Genomic DNA, 16539 nt, shown 5'->3' on the forward strand with positions numbered 1-16539 from the left:
CTTTTTGCGAACAGCAAACCGACTCAAATGATCATCTCATCAAAAATTAATCCGCCTTTAAGCGGCGTGTTCGCATATTATGGGGTCAGAAATAAGAAACTCAATCATTCAGGCTTAAAAATTCCGATTAATTCCTCATCACTGCGTTCAGTTTTCTCTACAGCTTTTGGCGTGCGTTGTTCTTTGAACTCACACTCTACACACTCCACCCACTCAACATTGTTGTCTATCCACCAGCGCAAACTGTCTTGCTGGCTACACTTAGGGCAGCTTGCCCCCGCAATAAAACGTTTCTTGGTACTGCTCATGTTACTTCCTAATTCCGACCTTCAACCGCAATGGCTTTAACTTCAACGTTAATCCCAGAAATTACGCGATTGGCGATCATTTTCCATCTCACGGCCAAAGATTTCTTCGAGTTCTTTACGAGCTTCTTTCGATCTTTGTGCCAATTCTTTATCTTCACTGTGTTGAGGCAACAACTCTTTAAGCATGGCATTATCCAGCTTTCTAAAGTGCGCTTCTGCGCGCTTTGCCTCATAAGGATGAAATCCTAGCTCCACTAATGCCTGTCGACCTAAATCTAGGGCGCCCAAAAATGTCTCTCGCGAATAACATTGCACGCCATGATTCATAAGCTGATAGGCCTCTACTCGACTTCGAGCCCTCGCTAGGACTCTAAGCTTAGGAAAATGGTTATGACAAAGGTCCACCACTTCCATGATCTCCTCAGGAGAATCGGTACAGATAATGATAGCCTCGGCTTTATCGGCGCCCGCCGCTCTTAACAAATCCACCTGAGTCGCATCACCATAAAACACCTTATAACCGTATTTTCTTAACAGGTGAATTTGGCTCGCATCACTTTCTAATACGGTAACTTTGACCTTATTGGCGTACATCAAACGACCGACAATTTGTCCAAATCGTCCGAAGCCAGCAATGATCACTCTCGGCTGTCGATCCTCAACATCGGTTTTAATGGTGGTTTCTTCTACTTGATTAAGTGATTTCTCAAACCATTTTTTCTGTCCCATAAGCAGCAATGGTGTGGTTACCATAGACAAACTCACCACAACTAGCAGAAAGGCAGACTCTTCGGCAGGCAATAGCCCTTGCGCACTCGCCGCCGTAAAGATGACAAAGGCAAACTCACCGCCTTGGCTTAAAATCGCCGCCATTTTACTGCGCGATTTCGGTCCGATACCAAACAAACGGGCCAGTACGTACAAGATAAGCCCTTTGATAATGACCAAAGACACCACAGCAAACAGCACAGCGAGTGGTTCAGAAATCAGTAATCCAAGGTTTACCGCCATACCAACCGCGATAAAGAATAAACCTAGCAGCAGGCCTTTGAATGGCTCAATGGCGATTTCCAACTCATGTCGGTACTCACTTTCAGCAAGTAACACTCCTGCTAAAAACGTCCCTAAAGCCATGGATAACCCAAGCTTTTGCATAAAGGCAGCAATACCAATCACTAGCAGCAATGCGGCCACGGTAAACAACTCACGCACACCGCTCATGACGACATAACGAAACAGAGGACGAATCAGAAAGTGGCCGCCCACCAGCAAGCCTAAAACACCCGCTAACATCCAAATAATGTCCGCCCAGTTGCCCGCTGTGTTGCCTGCTAATAATGGCAGTAATGCCAACATTGGAATAACCGCAATATCTTGAAACAGCAGAACGGCAAAGCCGGACTGTCCGGTCTCGCCGCCTCCTAGCCCTTGTTCTTCAATAACTCGAAGGGCTATCGCGGTAGATGAAAGCGCGAGGCCCATTCCTATCGCTAAACTGGTTTGCCAAGAGAGATTAAATAAAGAAGCAATCGCAGAAAGAATCAAAGTAGTGACGACAACCTGTGCGCCACCTAAACCAAGGATGGGAACTCGCATCTGCCACAGCTTCTTAGGATTCAGTTCCAAACCAATTAAGAACAGCAGCAGTACGACACCAAATTCGGAGAAATGAAGTATTTCATCCACATCGCTAATAAGACCCAGTCCCCACGGACCAATGGCAACACCAGCCAACAAATACCCGAGAACACTGCCCAATCCAAGGCGCTGGGCAATGGGAACCGCAACCACAGCAGCAGAGAGGAAAATAACACCGCTTTGCAAGAAATCGTTAGTCATCGCCATGTTCCACCTCCGCACCTTGCAGCGTGGACATCATCAAAGATTCATCAAACGGATGCATTAACCATTGGCGGTACAATTCCGCATGTTGATATCGCTCCATATCACCGACACGTCGTGACCAATAGAGCACCAGCGGCTCCATCCACTGCATTTTACACAAGGCAGCCGTTAGCTCGAATGGCTGCAAAATCTGCTCTAACGGGTACTTATTGTAGCCCGATTGACTAAAGGCAGACTCTTTACCTCCGGTAGTAATGACACTACGCCAGTACTTACCTTCCAATGCGCAATCATCACCGAAGGCAAAGCCTTTACCCAGCACACGGTCAATCCACTCTTTTAACAAAGAGGGGCAAGAGTACATATAGAGAGGATGCTGAAGCACAATTACATCGTGATCGAGCAAAAGCTGGTGCTCAGCTTTAACGTCAATAAAGAAGTCAGGATACAGAGCGTACAGATCTCTTAGGGTGACATTATCAAGAGATTGAATCTTCTTGAGCATTACCTGATTGGCAATCGAGTTTTGCGGCTCTGGATGGGCATAGATGACCAGAACCTTGGGGGATGTGTTGGTGCTTTCGAGTATGGAAGTCATTCCTAGACGTCTATCCTTAAACCTAGCGATACCCTTAAAGCTTAAGGGTAGATAGATATGATTGTTATTTAAATCATTCTATTTTTGTTATCAATTTGTTCCATCATAACCCAAACTTACGCCAAGGTGCAGGTTAGTTTGCGATGAGTAGGATCGGATAATGATCGACATTTAAACACTTTGCCCCTAGTATTCGTTGGTCAAAAACTCAATAACAAGCTAGCTGTATTCATATGATCACCTTCTCTGATATTCAATTGCTTCGAGGTGGTAAACCACTCCTCGATCAAGCCTCTGCAACCATTCACCCAGGTGATAAAGTAGGTTTAGTAGGTAAAAATGGCTGTGGTAAATCCACGCTCTTTGCTCTGCTAAAAGATGAGCTTTCCATCGATGCTGGCTCGTTTAGCCAACCTGCGCATTGGGAGTTAGCTTGGGTAGCACAGGAAACCCCTGCGTTAGATCGCAGTGCTATCGAATATGTCATTGATGGTGATAGAGAATATCGTGCACTAGAACAAGCTCTGGTTGAAGCCGAGAAACAAGACAACGGCACACTAGTGGCAGAGCTTCACGGTAAGATTGAAGTGATTGGTGGCTACAGCATCCGTGCACGTGCCGCTGAACTGCTTGATGGCCTTGGCTTTAGTCAAGCACAAATGAGTTGGAGCCTAACGCAGTTCTCTGGTGGTTGGCGCATGCGTTTAAACCTCGCGCAAGCTCTGCTGTGCCGCTCTGATCTACTGCTACTCGACGAACCAACTAACCACTTAGATCTAGATGCCGTCATGTGGCTAGAGCGTTGGCTGCAAAACTATCCGGGTACCTTGGTTCTGATCTCGCACGACAGAGACTTTTTGGATCCGATCGTTGGTCGCATTATCCATATCGAAAACCAACTGCTAAATGAGTACACGGGTAACTATTCTTCGTTCGAAGATCAGCGTGCGCAAAAGCTGATCTTGCAACAAGCGCAATATCAGAAGCAACAAAAGCAGATGGCTCACATGCAAAGCTATATTGACCGCTTCCGTTATAAGGCGTCTAAAGCTCGCCAAGCACAAAGCCGTATTAAAGCGTTAGAACGCATGGAGAAGGTACTTCCCGCTCAGTTTGATAATCCATTCAGTTTCGAATTTAGAGAGCCAGCCGCGCTTCCTAATCCTATCATTATGATGGATGACGTCTCGGCCGGTTACGACGATAACGTCATATTAGAGAAGATTCGTCTAAATCTCGTTCCTGGCAGCCGCATTGGTCTACTAGGTCGTAATGGCGCAGGTAAATCTACACTGATTAAGCTGCTCTCTGGAGAGCTCAACGCAAAGGGTGGCGATCTCAACTACTCGCAAGGCGTGAAAATCGGTTACTTTGCTCAGCATCAATTAGAGACACTTCATCCGGAAGAAACACCTTTACAGCACATGATGCAAATTGCGCCTCAACATACCGAGCAGCAGCTTCGTGACTACTTAGGTAGTTTTGGTTTCCAAGGAGAAAAAGCGCTGGAGAAAGTCGCGCCTTTTTCTGGGGGTGAAAAAGCACGTCTGGTGTTGGCTCTGATCGTTTGGCAAAAACCAAACTTACTACTACTCGATGAACCGACCAACCACTTAGATCTTGATATGCGCCAAGCGCTAACTTTGGCACTGCAAACCTTCGAAGGTGCGATGGTTATCGTCAGTCACGACCGCTATTTATTGCGCGCAACCACCGATGATCTTTATCTTGTGCACGATCGCCAAGTGGCACCATTTAATGGTGATTTGGTGGATTACTATAAGTGGCTCACCGACCAGCAGCGACTAGAGCGCAAAGAAGCCCAAGAGAACGAGCCAGAGAAAAGCTCTAACAATAGCGCAGCAGCGAAGAAAGAGCAGAAACGTAAAGAAGCTGAGTTTAGAAAGCAAACTGCACCAATTCGCAAAACACTGACAAAACTTGAAGAAAAAATGGATAAGTTATCCGCCCTTGTCGCTGAGGCAGAAGAGCAATTGTCCGATACTTCTCTGTATGATGCGGAAAATAAAGCTAAACTCAATGAAGTACTTGCCAAACAGGCTTCTAGCAAATCCGAGCTCGAAGACGTAGAAATGGAGTGGATGGCCCAGCAAGAAGTTCTTGAGCAAATGGAACAGGAATTTAATCAGTAATGACAACAGAGCACGTATCTTCCACACTCACCCTAGAACACCTTTGGCAGTTTAGCCTGCAATATTACGGTGTGCGTGAAGTGAAAGAAGCGTGCTTAAATTTACAAAATCAATTTCATGGTAATGTGAATCTGCTGCTGTTGCTGAAATGGCTCGATGAACAATCGGTTCGCTTTCAATCTGAAGACTGGCATCTAGTCCAGTCTTGCTTAGGTCGAACCGAACAGCTCCTGCACCAATATCGCGATATCCGTCGCCAACTCAAACACAACGTAGTTGATAGCCTTTATCGTGAAGCCCTAGAATTTGAACTCAGTCTGGAAAAACAACAGCAGTCCGATCTTGTTGACTGTATCAATAGCCTTGCACTGATCCCCCACGATCACGAGCCACTGGTACTGATCTACTGTCGACAACTTGGCGCCGAACATCTGGGATTGATCTTCGCTAAGCCTATAAGCGAACTCCCTACCAGATAAACACTACACAAGAAGCCGTCAGCGCCGCCATGCTAGAGTTAAAGCGTCGCCACGCAGTGGGAGTCGACAGCCAACGGCGAATAAAGGTGCCAAAACCAACCCACACAGACGAAGTTTGTAGCTGAACCACTAGAAAAATCACCGAAATGCCAATCAAGGACCACCAATAATACTCACCAGCAATGGCAAATGAACTGACCGCCGTGACTGACATAACCCACGCCTTAGGATTCAGATATTGAAACAACATGGCTTCCAAGCACGTCATAGGCTTTGCCTGCTGAGCACCATCTCCTTTGTTAATGCCAGCGGTTAGAATGCGCCAAGCCAAATACAACAAGTATGCACTACCAAGCCATTTCAAAACTTCTTGTACCACTGGGTAAGTCTTAAACACCACACCTAAACCCACACCATTAAGCAAAATGAGGCTAATCAAGCCAAATCCAATACCGAAAAAATGAGGTATCGAGCGCATGTAGCCAAAGTTCGCGCCTGAAGCTGTCAACATGACATTATTTGGGCCAGGGGTCCCAGTCATGACAACGGCAAAAAGTGCCACAGACAAGAAAAATGACCAATCCATATGATTCCTCCAAAAAATTGTACCGATACAATTGCAAAAATTACGTTGCTTTATTGTTAATTAGCGACCAAAATAACCCTAACAAACGATCAAAACAGACGCAAAAGGTTTATTGTCACCATGACAATCGAAACAATTACGGTATACAAGCAGGATCCAACCCCGATCTACAAACAGATCGCCGATCAGATCGCACATCAAATTGAGTCAGGAGAATTGGCAAGCAACAGCAAGTTGCCAACCCATCGTTGGCTTGCTGATCAGCTGCATGTCACGGTTGGCACCATTACTCGCGCCTATTCTGAAATCGAGCGTCGTGGCTTAGTTGAAGCTCGAGTAGGTGCCGGCACTTATGTGGCAGATAGCAATAAACCTAGCTGGGCGTTTGAAGAAAGCAGTGTCGATCCGAATGAATACAATTTTGGTTATAACATTCCACCGCAGCTTGATCGCAGTGACATGCTGAAGCAAGCGATGCAGAGGATCTCCACCTCTCCGGCTCACTTGAACCAACTAATGATCTATCAGCCTCCTTCTGGTCTGGATGCGCATCGTTCGATTGTCACTAAGTGGTTAAATAGCAAAGGCATTAAACTGCACGCCCACAAGTTACTATTTAGCTCGGGGGCTCAGCATGCCATTCAAATGGTTTTGGATACTTTCACCAGAGCAGGTGATACTGTGTTGGTTGAAAAGTACACTTATCCAGGCGTCATTAGCCTAGCGCGCCAGAACCAATTGACTCTAAAAGGGGTTGAGATGGATGAGTTTGGTGTCACTCCAGAATCGCTTGAAGTCTGTTGTCAGCGCTATTCACCACGATTTATTTATCTCACGCCGACACTACAAAACCCGACCACGGCAATCATGCCAAAAGAGCGTCGACTTGATATTATTCGTGTGTGTGAGCAGTACAATGTTTACATCATTGAAGATGAAATCAACGGATTGCTACTCGAATCTCCACCTGCCCCTATGGTGAATTACGCCCCAGAACGAGTGGTTCATATTGGCGCTTTCTCAAAATGTCTCGCTCCCGGGTTAAGGGTGGGCTATATCCATGCACCAGAAAAACTGTATCAAAAGCTATTGGTGACGCTACAAACTCATAGCTGGATGATTAGCCCTCTACTCACTGCACTAACCTGTGAAATGCTCACCTCTGGTGACGCAGAACGTAACTTAACGCTCATACACAGAGAGATGAAAGCGCGTATTGATATTGCGACACGTGCTCTCGATGGTTTTGAGCTAGGCTATCAAACAGGTGGGTTTCATATTTGGTTAACTCTCCCAGAAAACTGGCGCCTCAGTGAGTTCGTTAGTAAAGCGCAAGAGATGGGTATTATCGTTAAATCCGGTGAACTGTTTGCCCCACCCGGAGGCTCGGTAGCGCCGGCAGTGCGTTTGTCGTTAAGCTCACCACAAACGATCGAACAACTTCAGATCGGCGTAGACAAATTAAAAGCCCTGTTATTATCCAACACAGTCGATGAATTCACCTTATGAGTACTGCTAAATTTATTGCCGCCAAAGGACTTGGTAACCCGCACATACAAACCTTGATTCCTCGCTTCGTAAGAAGAAAGCCTTTGTTTGAACCAATTTGGGAAACGTTGGACACGCCAGATGGCGACTTTGTTGAGCTTGCATGGAGTGAAGAGCCTCATTCATCAAGCGCGAAAAGCAAACCTGTTTTTGTTCTGTTTCATGGGCTAGAAGGCTGTTTCAATAGCCCTTATGCCAATGGCTTAATGCACGCTTTTGCTCAGCAAGGCTGGCTCTCTGTTATGATGCATTTTCGCGGCTGCGGTCCCAACCCAAACCGGCTAGCTCGTGCCTATCACTCTGGTGAAATTGGTGATGCTAGGCAGTTCATCGAGCTTTTGGATCGTCGTTACCCAAATGCCAAAAAGGCTGCTGTGGGCATTTCGTTAGGGGGCAACATGCTGACGAATTATCTTGCTCACTATCAGAATGACAGCAAGCTGGATGGTGCGACGATTGTCTCTGCACCGTTGGATCTCGGTGCATGTGCTCGACGAATTGAGCAGGGCTTTTCCAAGCTATATCGCTCATACCTACTCAGCTCGATGAAAAAGAACGCGCTAAACAAACTGCACCTTCTCAGTGATGTATTAGGTCTTACGGCGGAAAAAATCCAAAACATGCGCAAACTGTACGAGTTTGATGACCTAATCACCGCACCACTGCATGGTTTTCGGGATGCTGAAGACTATTACAATCAATGCTCTGGATTACAAAGAATGTGTGACATTACTGTTCCCACTCAATTTATCCACGCAAAGGATGACCCATTTATGAGCCATGAAGTCATTCCAAACTTCACCCTTCCAGCTCATATTGACTATCGCCTGCACGAACGTGGCGGCCATGTGGGTTTTATGTCTGGCAGTCTGCGTCAACCTAAGTTTTGGCTAGAGGAAACCTTGCCAAACTACTATCGCCACCTACTCCACTCGTCCACATGACGGTATACTCTCCCGTATCATAGAGTGATGAGGTATTTATGATTATTCCATGGCAACAAATCGCAGCAGAAACGCTGGATAATTTAATCAAAGAATTCGTATTGCGTGAAGGTACTGACTACGGCGACACTGAGTGGTCGTTGGACGATAAGGTATCGCACGTCAAAGCTCAACTAGAGAACGGAGAGGCTGTCATTGTCTTCTCCGAATTACATGAAACCGTCGATATTCAGCTACGTCGTTCGATGTAAATGACGTGAGCATGACAATCTAGTGCTATAGTAAAACGCTATTGAACCTAAATGAGCAAACAACGTCTAAATAGTTCATAGGGTTAGCAAAACAAAATTATAACTATCATTACACAGGAAGTGTTATGTCTGCAAAACACCCCATTATTGCGGTGACCGGCTCTTCTGGAGCAGGTACAACAACAACGTCAGAAGCGTTTCGCAAAATGTTCAACATGATGAGCGTGAAGCCCGCTTTTATTGAAGGTGACAGCTTTCACCGTTTTACTCGTCCAGAAATGGATATCGAGATCCGCAAAGCCAAAGAGCAAGGAAAACACATCAGTTACTTTGGCCCGCAAGCAAATGACTTCCCTGCGTTAGAAGAATTCTTCCGCAACTACGGACAAAATGGCACAGGTCAGTTCCGTCGTTACCTGCATACGTTTGATGAAGCTGTACCATACAATCAAATGCCTGGCACATTCACGCCTTGGCAAGATCTGCCTGAAAATTCCGATGTACTGTTTTATGAAGGCCTACACGGTGGTGTTGTCGACGGAGAGGTAAACGCAGCTCAACATGTCGACTTACTTATCGGCATGGTGCCGATAGTCAACTTGGAGTGGATTCAGAAATTTGTTCGTGATACTCGCGATAGAGGGCATTCCAGAGAAGCGGTTACCGACTCTATTGTCCGTTCAATGGATGATTACCTTAGTTATATTACCCCGCAATTCTCACGCACTCATATTAACTTTCAACGCGTCCCTACGGTGGATACCTCCAACCCACTCAACGCCAAAGGCATTCCAAGCTTAGATGAAAGCTTCGTGGTGATTCGTCTACGTGGCATCAAAAATGTCGATTTCCCTTATCTACTGGCAATGATAGATGGCTCGTTCATGTCGCGACATGACACCATAGTGGTACCGGGCGGTAAGATGAGTTTTGCGATGGAATTAATCGTCAGACCAATACTTCAACAGCTCATAGAAACTGGAAAAATAGGTTAGCTTTCACGCTTTAACCGTAGATGATTTTTTATACCGTGATCATGTGCACAGTTTTGTATAGAAAAATGGTCTGATGACACGATTAAAATCAAGAAAAATGGCGCAAAAAAGGATACTATTTCTAGGAAACAGAAGATCGCTTGCGCCATCTTCAAAGTGCTTTTATGCTAGTAAGTCTTAACCAACGGGCTTGCTAACAAATATGGAAAGCAGCAAGCATACCCTGCAGAGGAAGTAAGATATATGGTTCTAGGTAAACCTCAAACCGACCCAACGTTAGAGTGGTTCCTTTCACACTGCCACATTCACAAGTATCCTTCTAAAAGCACGCTAATCCATGCGGGCGAGAAAGCGGAAACTCTTTACTACATCGTAAAAGGTTCTGTAGCGGTACTGATTAAAGATGAAGAAGGCAAAGAGATGATCTTGTCTTACCTTAACCAAGGTGACTTCATTGGTGAACTTGGCTTGTTCGAAGAAGACCAAGAACGTACGGCATGGGTACGTGCAAAATCTCCTTGTGAAGTTGCGGAGATCTCATTCAAGAAATTCCGTCAGCTGATTCAAGTTAACCCTGATATTCTAATGCGCTTATCTGCTCAAATGGCAAGCCGTCTACAAGTGACTAGCCAAAAAGTAGGTGACTTAGCGTTCCTAGACGTAACAGGCCGCATTGCTCAAACGCTACTAAACCTAGCGAAGCAACCAGACGCAATGACTCACCCAGATGGCATGCAAATCAAGATCACTCGTCAAGAGATCGGCCAAATCGTTGGCTGTTCACGTGAGACAGTGGGACGCATTCTTAAGATGCTAGAAGAGCAGAACCTAATCTCTGCTCACGGTAAGACTATTGTTGTTTACGGTACTCGTTAATTTCTAGCGACGTTACTTTTACAAAAGCTAATAGCTAAAAAGCCACCGCAAGGTGGCTTTTTTATTATTGTTTTCACGCTCGGTTACTAGATAAGGCGTGTTCCTATCTCAAATTTTCGTCTCTCTGCTGGCCGTGCGCCAGCAAAAGCAGGAGTCTGCCCAAAGCTGTCACCCGCTGAAACAAGATCCCTGCCTTCGCAGGGATGACCGATTATTTTTGGAGTAGCAATGCTAACTAAGAATGACTACATGCTTATCTCTGAAGTTCGTCACTCCTGCCAACAATAAAGCTTATTGGTGCGTACTCTCAAAAATCTTATCCGCAGATGCCGCGACGAAGCCTTGATAGTAACTGCCGTCCGCCATTTGATATCGCTTAGCAAACTCATAGAAGCCGCCAGGGATAGTCTGTTCACCATCGGTGAACATCACTGGCACTTTATCCGCCATTGTTGAAGACTGCTCAAGTAACACCTCTGGAGAACCTTTCACTTCGCCGCCAGATTCATTGATAGCAAAACCGGCCTCACGAAGATGTTGGTTTACTTCTACGACTTCCTGAAAACGATCCAGCTGATTTACGCTCACCGTAAAGTGGTTAGCACCATAACCGTGGGCAGCCAACCACGATGCATACTCGCTCTCTTCGGCTAGCGTCTGAAAATCAGCGTAACTCAAGTCCCATAGACGCCCACCATAAAGGAAGTCTGTGCTATCCAACTTCTCCGCTTCAACTTGAGCCACCAGCTTAGCGACAATACCTTGCAGCTGCTGCGAACACAGTTCGACTCTAAGCTCACTAATAAACACTTTTGGTAACAGAGCATTACTATGCTCTAAATGAATCGCAGAGAGCTTCTTAGCCTCAAACACATAATCACCAGAGACTTTGTAGCCAAGAGTGATAAAGTGCTTTGCCAACGAATCGATGCCCAGAGGGCCGACATTAAAAGTACGTAGCGCAATGTGGTCGTTAATCAGCGCTTCATCCTCTTTGAGCAGAGCATGGACTTTATCAGCAGAAGGGCAAAGACGGCGAATATAGTCTTGCCATAAATGGTTAAATAGAGCGTCTACAGTCATAACAGAAGTTCCTTAGAGTTCAATACCAGGGCTTAGCGTTGCAGGAAGCACGGTATTGTCTCCTTCCATGGACGCCATAGGGTATGCACAGTAATCCGCCGCATAGAAAGCACTTGGTCTTAGGTTACCTGATGCACCAGGTCCTCCGAATGGCGCATCACCACTCGCTCCAGTAAGCTGACGGTTACGGTTTACAATGCCTGCACGAATATGGTCAACGAAGTACTGCCACTCTTCATCGCTTTGCGAAATCAAACCTGCCGACAAACCAAAGCGAGTATCGTTTGCGAGTTCTACTGCTTGTGATAGCGTTTCATAGCGTACTAGCTGTAACAAGGGACCAAAGTACTCTTCATCTGGTAGCTGCTCGATATTCGTTGCATCAATCAAGGCAGGCGTAACGAAAGCGGCTTGTAGGCGTTTCGCTTCCACTAAGCTCTTGCCACCTAGTTTCAGGAGCTCGGCTTGCGCCGCAATAATATGATCAGCTGCTTGTTCAGAGATTTGTGGCCCCATAAATGGTGCTGGTTCAGCGAAAGGCTCATCGATACGAATCTTACCAATTGCAGAAACTAAGCGTTCAACCAGTTGATCACCTTTTTGCCCAAATGGCACATAAAGGCGTCTTGCACAGGTACAGCGTTGTCCAGCACTAATGTATGCCGATTGCAAAATGGTATAAACCGCAGCATCAATATCGCCAAAGTCTTCACTGATCACCAGCGGGTTATTGCCGCCCATTTCTAGCGCTAACATCTTGCCCGGTTGCCCCGCGAATTGCCTATGCAGAATGTGTCCCGTATTGGCGCTACCTGTGAACAGTACGCCATCAATGCCTTTAGAATCAGCAAGCGCAATGCCCGTCTCCTTGCCGCCCTGAACAAGGTTAATGACACCAGAAGGAAGACCAACCTCTTCCCAAAGTTTCATGGCTAACTCACCAACTAGCGGCGTCTGCTCAGACGGTTTAAAGACCACTGTGTTCCCTGCTAGTAACGCAGGCACAATGTGACCGTTAGGTAGGTGACCAGGGAAATTATAAGGCCCAAAGACAGCCATGACACCAAGAGGCCTGTGACGGAGGACGATTTGGTTGCCAGCGGCTTCGCGTTGGGTCTCGCCGGTACGCTGATGATAAGCACGAATAGAAATCGCAATTTTGCCAGCCATCGCTCCCGCTTCAGTGCGCGTTTCCCATAACGGTTTACCCGTTTCTTTGGCGATGGCGATGGCAATATCTTCACTATGTTCTTTCACTTTCTCTGCGAAAGACAAAACCATGGCTTCACGCTCTTCAAATGGACGCTTCTTCCACTCGACAAATGCCTGACGAGCAGCAGAGACGGCGCTTTCAACCTGTTGAGCAGTGGCAGACTGACCTTCCCAAATAGTTTGATTGTTGTATGGGGATAGTGACTGAAAAGTGTCACCTTGGCCTGCAACCCAGTTACCTGCGATCCATTGAGTCATAGTGAAGTTCCTTAAATTGAATGAGCTAAGAGCAAGCAGAACTTCCGCTTCTCTTAAACCGTGGTGGTAATCGACCACCATCTTATTATTTGACTGTTATTGAGCCAGCATACGCACCATATCGCCCTCGGCGACATTCAGTGCTTGTGCTGCTTCTGCTGTGAGTAATACCTTGCCACTTTCTGGGTCGTATGCCGCTTTGGCCGCGACCGCTCGGAAGTTCTCAAACGAGGTATTTGCCACCAAATAATCTTGAGAGCTCGAATGCTCTGCAATCGCTACTTGAGCTCGGAAAGAGTCACGAACCGCTTGAATATTGCGAAGGTCACATTCAACCGTTGGGCCTGCATCGAAAATGTCGACATAGTTACGGCAAGTAAAGCCTTCGTTTTCAAGCAGCTTCAAAGCCGGACGCGTATTTTCATGCACCTGCCCAATCACCTCTTGCGCTTCTTTGCTAAGCAAGTTGATATAGATAGGAAGCTTTGGCATTAGATCTGCGATAAAACCTTTTTTACCAATTCCGGTCAGATAATCTGCCAAGGTAAAATCGATAGAAAAGAAATGCTCTTGTAGCCACTTCCAAAATGGAGAATTACCTTCCGCATCGGACACACCGCGCATTTCAGCAAAAATCGTTTTAGAGAAACGTTCTGGGTGCTCTGCCATCATCAAAAAGCGGCATTTAGACATCAATCGACCATTCAATCCGCCACGGAATTCAGGGCGTAAGAACAGGGTACAAATCTCACTGCATCCAGTGTAATTATTCCCAAAGGTCAGAAGCTTAACGACATTGTTGACGTTGAGTTTTGGCGACGAGTGCACCACCGTACTAATGTGATAAGAATAGAAAGGGACATCCCAGCCAATCGCACCTTCTATACCTGTGGTACCCGCCACTTCACCAGTTTCTGTATCAACACCCACCATCAAATAACCTTCATCGGTCGGCGTCGTCACGTCTTGCTTGGCAAAACTGTATTCAGAATGGGTAATTCGGTTAGTAAGAAGCTCTTCATTCACAGGAAGAGAAGTAAAACCGTGTCCTGATTCTACCGCGCAAGTATGCAGCGCGTCGTAATCAGACATAGAGATAGGACGAACAACAAGCATCAATAATCCCTCCTGACGCAAACTCTCCCGGCACATCCAAACATCCGAGAGAGTATTTAATTGCTAACTAAGTTTACGACGCCACTAAGGTGCTGATCGCTTTATCCAGTTTAGCTAATCCTTCTTCAACTTCTTGCTTGGTAATCACTAGTGATGGGGTAAAACGAACCACATTTGCACCCGCAACCAAGACCATTAGGCCTTGTTGGCCTGCTGCTACTAGAACATCACGAGCACGACCTTGCCACTCTTCATTCAGCGCTGCACCAAGAAGTAGGCCTTTTCCACGAATTTCGCTGAAAATACCGTATTTTGCGTTTATTTTTTGTAGACCATCGCGGAACCACGCTTCACGCTCAGCGACACCAGCCAGAACATCTGGGCTCGACACCACATCCACAACCGCTTCTGCTACCGCACACGCTAACGGGTTACCGCCGTAAGTAGAACCGTGCGTCCCCACTTTCATGTGTGCAGCAAGTTTCTCAGTCGTTAGCATAGCGCCAATCGGGAAACCACCACCAAGAGATTTCGCCGTGCTCAAAATATCGGGCATTACACCTAGACCTTGGTAGGCATAAAAGTGACCAGTACGGCCATTACCCGTTTGCACTTCATCAAAAATAAGCAGTGCATTATATTTATCACATAACTCACGAACTGCTTGAACAAACTCAGGCTGAGGAGAAACAATACCACCCTCACCTTGTAGCGGCTCCATCATCACTGCACAGGTTTTCTCTGACATCTGAGCTTCAAGCGCAGCGATATCATTATAAGGAATGTGTGATACGTCGCCCGGCTTAGGACCAAAACCGTCAGAATAAGCGGCTTGACCACCAACAGTGACCGTAAAGAAAGTACGACCGTGGAAACCTTGGTTAAAAGCAATGATTTCTGACTTTTCAGTACCATGAACATCTGCCGCCCAGCGGCGTGCTAGTTTCAGCGCCGCTTCATTGGCTTCCGCACCTGAGTTAGCAAAGAAAACTCGTTCAGCAAAGCTAACTTCCGTCAGTTTTTTCGCCAAGCGCAGTGCTGGCTCGTTGGTCATGACATTACTCAGATGCCAAATCTTGTTAGCTTGTTCAGTAACTGCATTGACCATCGCCGGATGGCAGTGGCCTAAACAACTCACGGCAATACCACCCGCGAAGTCGATATATTCATTCCCCTGCTGATCCCAAACGCGAGCACCCTCGCCTTTTACTGGAATCATTTCCATTGGGTTGTAGCAAGGTACCATTACCTCATCAAACCACTCGCGAGTTACCGCTTTTTCCGTTGTCATAACACATTCCTTCTCATTACAGCATGTGGGAGAAAGGCGCTTCACTCTTCCATTTTAAGTTACGGACCAAGAGCGATCCCTCGAACTCATAAAGAAAGAAAAGATTTTCTATCGCTTTTCCACAGATGCAGCATTGTATTTACAATTATTTAACCATAGCAATAGTGAAAAATACTTTTTAAGTAGCTAAAGAACAAAATCCACCGCTGCTTCATGAGTATTTATGCATCAAAAATGAATGAGAATGAAGCGTTTTTTCCTGCATCAACCGAGAAAGTCAGCAAATAAGGTTTTGCTCACTTTGATATCAGTAAAGACGAATAATCTTTCAATTTAATAAGTAAAACTTATGATGGATAAGAAAACAGAAAAGAGTGATCAAGATCGACTATTTTTGAGACAGGAAATTGTTAAGAAGCTCGTGACCTTGTTCAGTTTTGATAGATTCTGGGTGAAATTGAACCGCATGTAGACAAAGCGACTTGTGCTGGTAACCCATAATTTCGTCGAAATCGCCACTCTCTAACTCAGTCCATGCCGTTATTTCAAAGCAATCTGGAAGCGATTCTTTTTCGACGATTAATGAGTGATAACGGGTAACAGTTAATGGGTTATTGAGGCCAGCAAACACACTTTTGTTGTTATGACGAATGGGTGAGGTTTTACCATGCATCACTTCACGAGCACGGATCACCTTACCACCAAATACCTGAGCGATCGCCTGATGACCTAGACAAACACCGAGTAGTGGCAATTTACCTGCAAAGTGCTTGATCACCTCTAAGGAGATTCCTGCCTCATTAGGTGTACAAGGTCCTGGAGAGATAACTAAATGAGAGGGGTTTAACGCTTCAATACCAGCAATATCAATTTCATCATTGCGCACCACTTTTACTTCGGCACCCAGTTCAGAAAAATACTGAAACAGGTTAAAAGTAAAGGAGTCGTAATTATCAATGATGAGTAGCATAGCGCTCGCTGTGGTATTGAGTTTGC

General features: G+C 46.0%; 16 protein-coding genes. 7 read left to right on the top strand and 9 right to left on the bottom strand.

Going from position 1 to position 16539, the window contains the following annotated elements; all coding sequences use genetic code 11:
• Positions 1-104 precede the first annotated feature (104 nt).
• From MMA19_RS21450 to kefG, 3 genes are read right to left on the bottom strand one after another with little or no spacing between them, the layout of a single operon-like run.
• A complete protein-coding gene (locus MMA19_RS21450; RefSeq protein ID WP_006074807.1) occupies positions 105-308 on the bottom strand; it encodes a YheV family putative zinc ribbon protein in 204 nt (67 codons plus the stop codon).
• Positions 309-356: 48 nt separating this feature from the next.
• Positions 357-2153 (bottom strand): glutathione-regulated potassium-efflux system protein KefB, encoded by a 1797-nt coding sequence (gene kefB, locus MMA19_RS21455; protein WP_038230925.1) that lies wholly within the window; start codon positions 2151-2153, stop codon positions 357-359.
• Positions 2140-2751, bottom strand: a complete 612-nt coding sequence (kefG, locus tag MMA19_RS21460) for a glutathione-regulated potassium-efflux system ancillary protein KefG (protein ID WP_088876306.1) — start codon at positions 2749-2751, stop codon at positions 2140-2142. The genes kefB and kefG overlap by 14 nt, the downstream gene beginning before the upstream one ends.
• A gap of 233 nt (positions 2752-2984) precedes the next feature.
• On the opposite strand from kefG, the gene MMA19_RS21465 reads away from it, so the two are divergent.
• Complete coding sequence (locus tag MMA19_RS21465) at positions 2985-4904, top strand: ABC transporter ATP-binding protein (protein ID WP_038230927.1); 1920 nt, start codon at positions 2985-2987, stop codon at positions 4902-4904.
• A complete protein-coding gene (locus MMA19_RS21470; RefSeq protein WP_038230928.1) occupies positions 4904-5383 on the top strand; it encodes a TIGR02444 family protein in 480 nt (159 codons plus the stop codon). The genes MMA19_RS21465 and MMA19_RS21470 overlap by 1 nt, the downstream gene beginning before the upstream one ends.
• Here the strand turns inward: MMA19_RS21470 and MMA19_RS21475 are convergent.
• Positions 5373-5969, bottom strand: coding sequence for a LysE family translocator (locus MMA19_RS21475; protein WP_038230929.1), 597 nt, complete (start codon positions 5967-5969; stop codon positions 5373-5375). The two genes, MMA19_RS21470 and MMA19_RS21475, sit on opposite strands and share 11 nt — an antisense overlap.
• 120 nt (positions 5970-6089) lie before the next feature.
• Between MMA19_RS21475 and MMA19_RS21480 the strand changes: the two genes are divergently transcribed.
• From MMA19_RS21480 to crp, 5 genes are all read left to right on the top strand, one after another.
• Positions 6090-7478 (top strand): PLP-dependent aminotransferase family protein, encoded by a 1389-nt coding sequence (locus MMA19_RS21480; protein ID WP_240207178.1) that lies wholly within the window; start codon positions 6090-6092, stop codon positions 7476-7478.
• Positions 7475-8461, top strand: a complete 987-nt coding sequence (locus tag MMA19_RS21485; protein ID WP_240207179.1) for a hydrolase — start codon at positions 7475-7477, stop codon at positions 8459-8461. Before MMA19_RS21480 ends, MMA19_RS21485 begins: the two co-directional genes overlap by 4 nt.
• 38 nt (positions 8462-8499) lie before the next feature.
• Entirely contained in the window at positions 8500-8712 is a 213-nt protein-coding gene (locus MMA19_RS21490; RefSeq protein ID WP_038230936.1) for a YheU family protein, read from the top strand.
• Between the two features lie 125 nt (positions 8713-8837).
• Positions 8838-9707 (top strand): phosphoribulokinase, encoded by an 870-nt coding sequence (locus MMA19_RS21495; protein WP_006074816.1) that lies wholly within the window; start codon positions 8838-8840, stop codon positions 9705-9707.
• A gap of 243 nt (positions 9708-9950) precedes the next feature.
• Positions 9951-10583 (top strand): cAMP-activated global transcriptional regulator CRP, encoded by a 633-nt coding sequence (gene crp / locus MMA19_RS21500; protein ID WP_004410522.1) that lies wholly within the window; start codon positions 9951-9953, stop codon positions 10581-10583.
• A gap of 291 nt (positions 10584-10874) precedes the next feature.
• Here crp and MMA19_RS21505 read toward each other — a convergent pair whose 3' ends face one another.
• The 5 genes from MMA19_RS21505 to MMA19_RS21525 form a co-directional block, all read right to left on the bottom strand.
• Positions 10875-11666, bottom strand: a complete 792-nt coding sequence (locus MMA19_RS21505; RefSeq protein WP_240207180.1) for a DUF1338 domain-containing protein — start codon at positions 11664-11666, stop codon at positions 10875-10877.
• Between the two features lie 12 nt (positions 11667-11678).
• Positions 11679-13136 carry a succinylglutamate-semialdehyde dehydrogenase gene (astD, locus tag MMA19_RS21510; RefSeq protein ID WP_240207181.1) on the bottom strand — a complete coding sequence of 486 codons (1458 nt, stop codon included), beginning with the start codon at positions 13134-13136 and terminating at the stop codon, positions 11679-11681.
• A gap of 96 nt (positions 13137-13232) precedes the next feature.
• On the bottom strand, positions 13233-14252 hold the full coding sequence (gene astA / locus MMA19_RS21515) for an arginine N-succinyltransferase (RefSeq protein ID WP_062463028.1): 1020 nt from the start codon (positions 14250-14252) through the stop codon (positions 13233-13235).
• A gap of 73 nt (positions 14253-14325) precedes the next feature.
• Entirely contained in the window at positions 14326-15543 is a 1218-nt protein-coding gene (locus tag MMA19_RS21520) for an aspartate aminotransferase family protein (RefSeq protein ID WP_240207182.1), read from the bottom strand.
• A 388-nt stretch (positions 15544-15931) separates the two neighbouring features.
• A complete protein-coding gene (locus tag MMA19_RS21525; RefSeq protein WP_031495532.1) occupies positions 15932-16513 on the bottom strand; it encodes an aminodeoxychorismate/anthranilate synthase component II in 582 nt (193 codons plus the stop codon).
• Positions 16514-16539 lie beyond the last annotated feature (26 nt).

This window comes from Vibrio sp. CyArs1, assembly GCF_022432925.1.
In the GTDB taxonomy this organism is placed as follows: domain Bacteria; phylum Pseudomonadota; class Gammaproteobacteria; order Enterobacterales; family Vibrionaceae; genus Vibrio; species Vibrio mediterranei.

Coding starts and splice junctions, on each gene's coding strand:
- MMA19_RS21450 (WP_006074807.1), bottom strand. CDS start 308: ATGAGCAGTACCAAGAAACGTTTTATTGCGGGGGCAAGCTGCCCTAAG.
- kefB (WP_038230925.1), bottom strand. CDS start 2,153: ATGGCGATGACTAACGATTTCTTGCAAAGCGGTGTTATTTTCCTCTCT.
- kefG (WP_088876306.1), bottom strand. CDS start 2,751: ATGACTTCCATACTCGAAAGCACCAACACATCCCCCAAGGTTCTGGTC.
- MMA19_RS21465 (WP_038230927.1), top strand. CDS start 2,985: ATGATCACCTTCTCTGATATTCAATTGCTTCGAGGTGGTAAACCACTC.
- MMA19_RS21470 (WP_038230928.1), top strand. CDS start 4,904: ATGACAACAGAGCACGTATCTTCCACACTCACCCTAGAACACCTTTGG.
- MMA19_RS21475 (WP_038230929.1), bottom strand. CDS start 5,969: ATGGATTGGTCATTTTTCTTGTCTGTGGCACTTTTTGCCGTTGTCATG.
- MMA19_RS21480 (WP_240207178.1), top strand. CDS start 6,090: ATGACAATCGAAACAATTACGGTATACAAGCAGGATCCAACCCCGATC.
- MMA19_RS21485 (WP_240207179.1), top strand. CDS start 7,475: ATGAGTACTGCTAAATTTATTGCCGCCAAAGGACTTGGTAACCCGCAC.
- MMA19_RS21490 (WP_038230936.1), top strand. CDS start 8,500: ATGATTATTCCATGGCAACAAATCGCAGCAGAAACGCTGGATAATTTA.
- MMA19_RS21495 (WP_006074816.1), top strand. CDS start 8,838: ATGTCTGCAAAACACCCCATTATTGCGGTGACCGGCTCTTCTGGAGCA.
- crp (WP_004410522.1), top strand. CDS start 9,951: ATGGTTCTAGGTAAACCTCAAACCGACCCAACGTTAGAGTGGTTCCTT.
- MMA19_RS21505 (WP_240207180.1), bottom strand. CDS start 11,666: ATGACTGTAGACGCTCTATTTAACCATTTATGGCAAGACTATATTCGC.
- astD (WP_240207181.1), bottom strand. CDS start 13,136: ATGACTCAATGGATCGCAGGTAACTGGGTTGCAGGCCAAGGTGACACT.
- astA (WP_062463028.1), bottom strand. CDS start 14,252: ATGCTTGTTGTTCGTCCTATCTCTATGTCTGATTACGACGCGCTGCAT.
- MMA19_RS21520 (WP_240207182.1), bottom strand. CDS start 15,543: ATGACAACGGAAAAAGCGGTAACTCGCGAGTGGTTTGATGAGGTAATG.
- MMA19_RS21525 (WP_031495532.1), bottom strand. CDS start 16,513: ATGCTACTCATCATTGATAATTACGACTCCTTTACTTTTAACCTGTTT.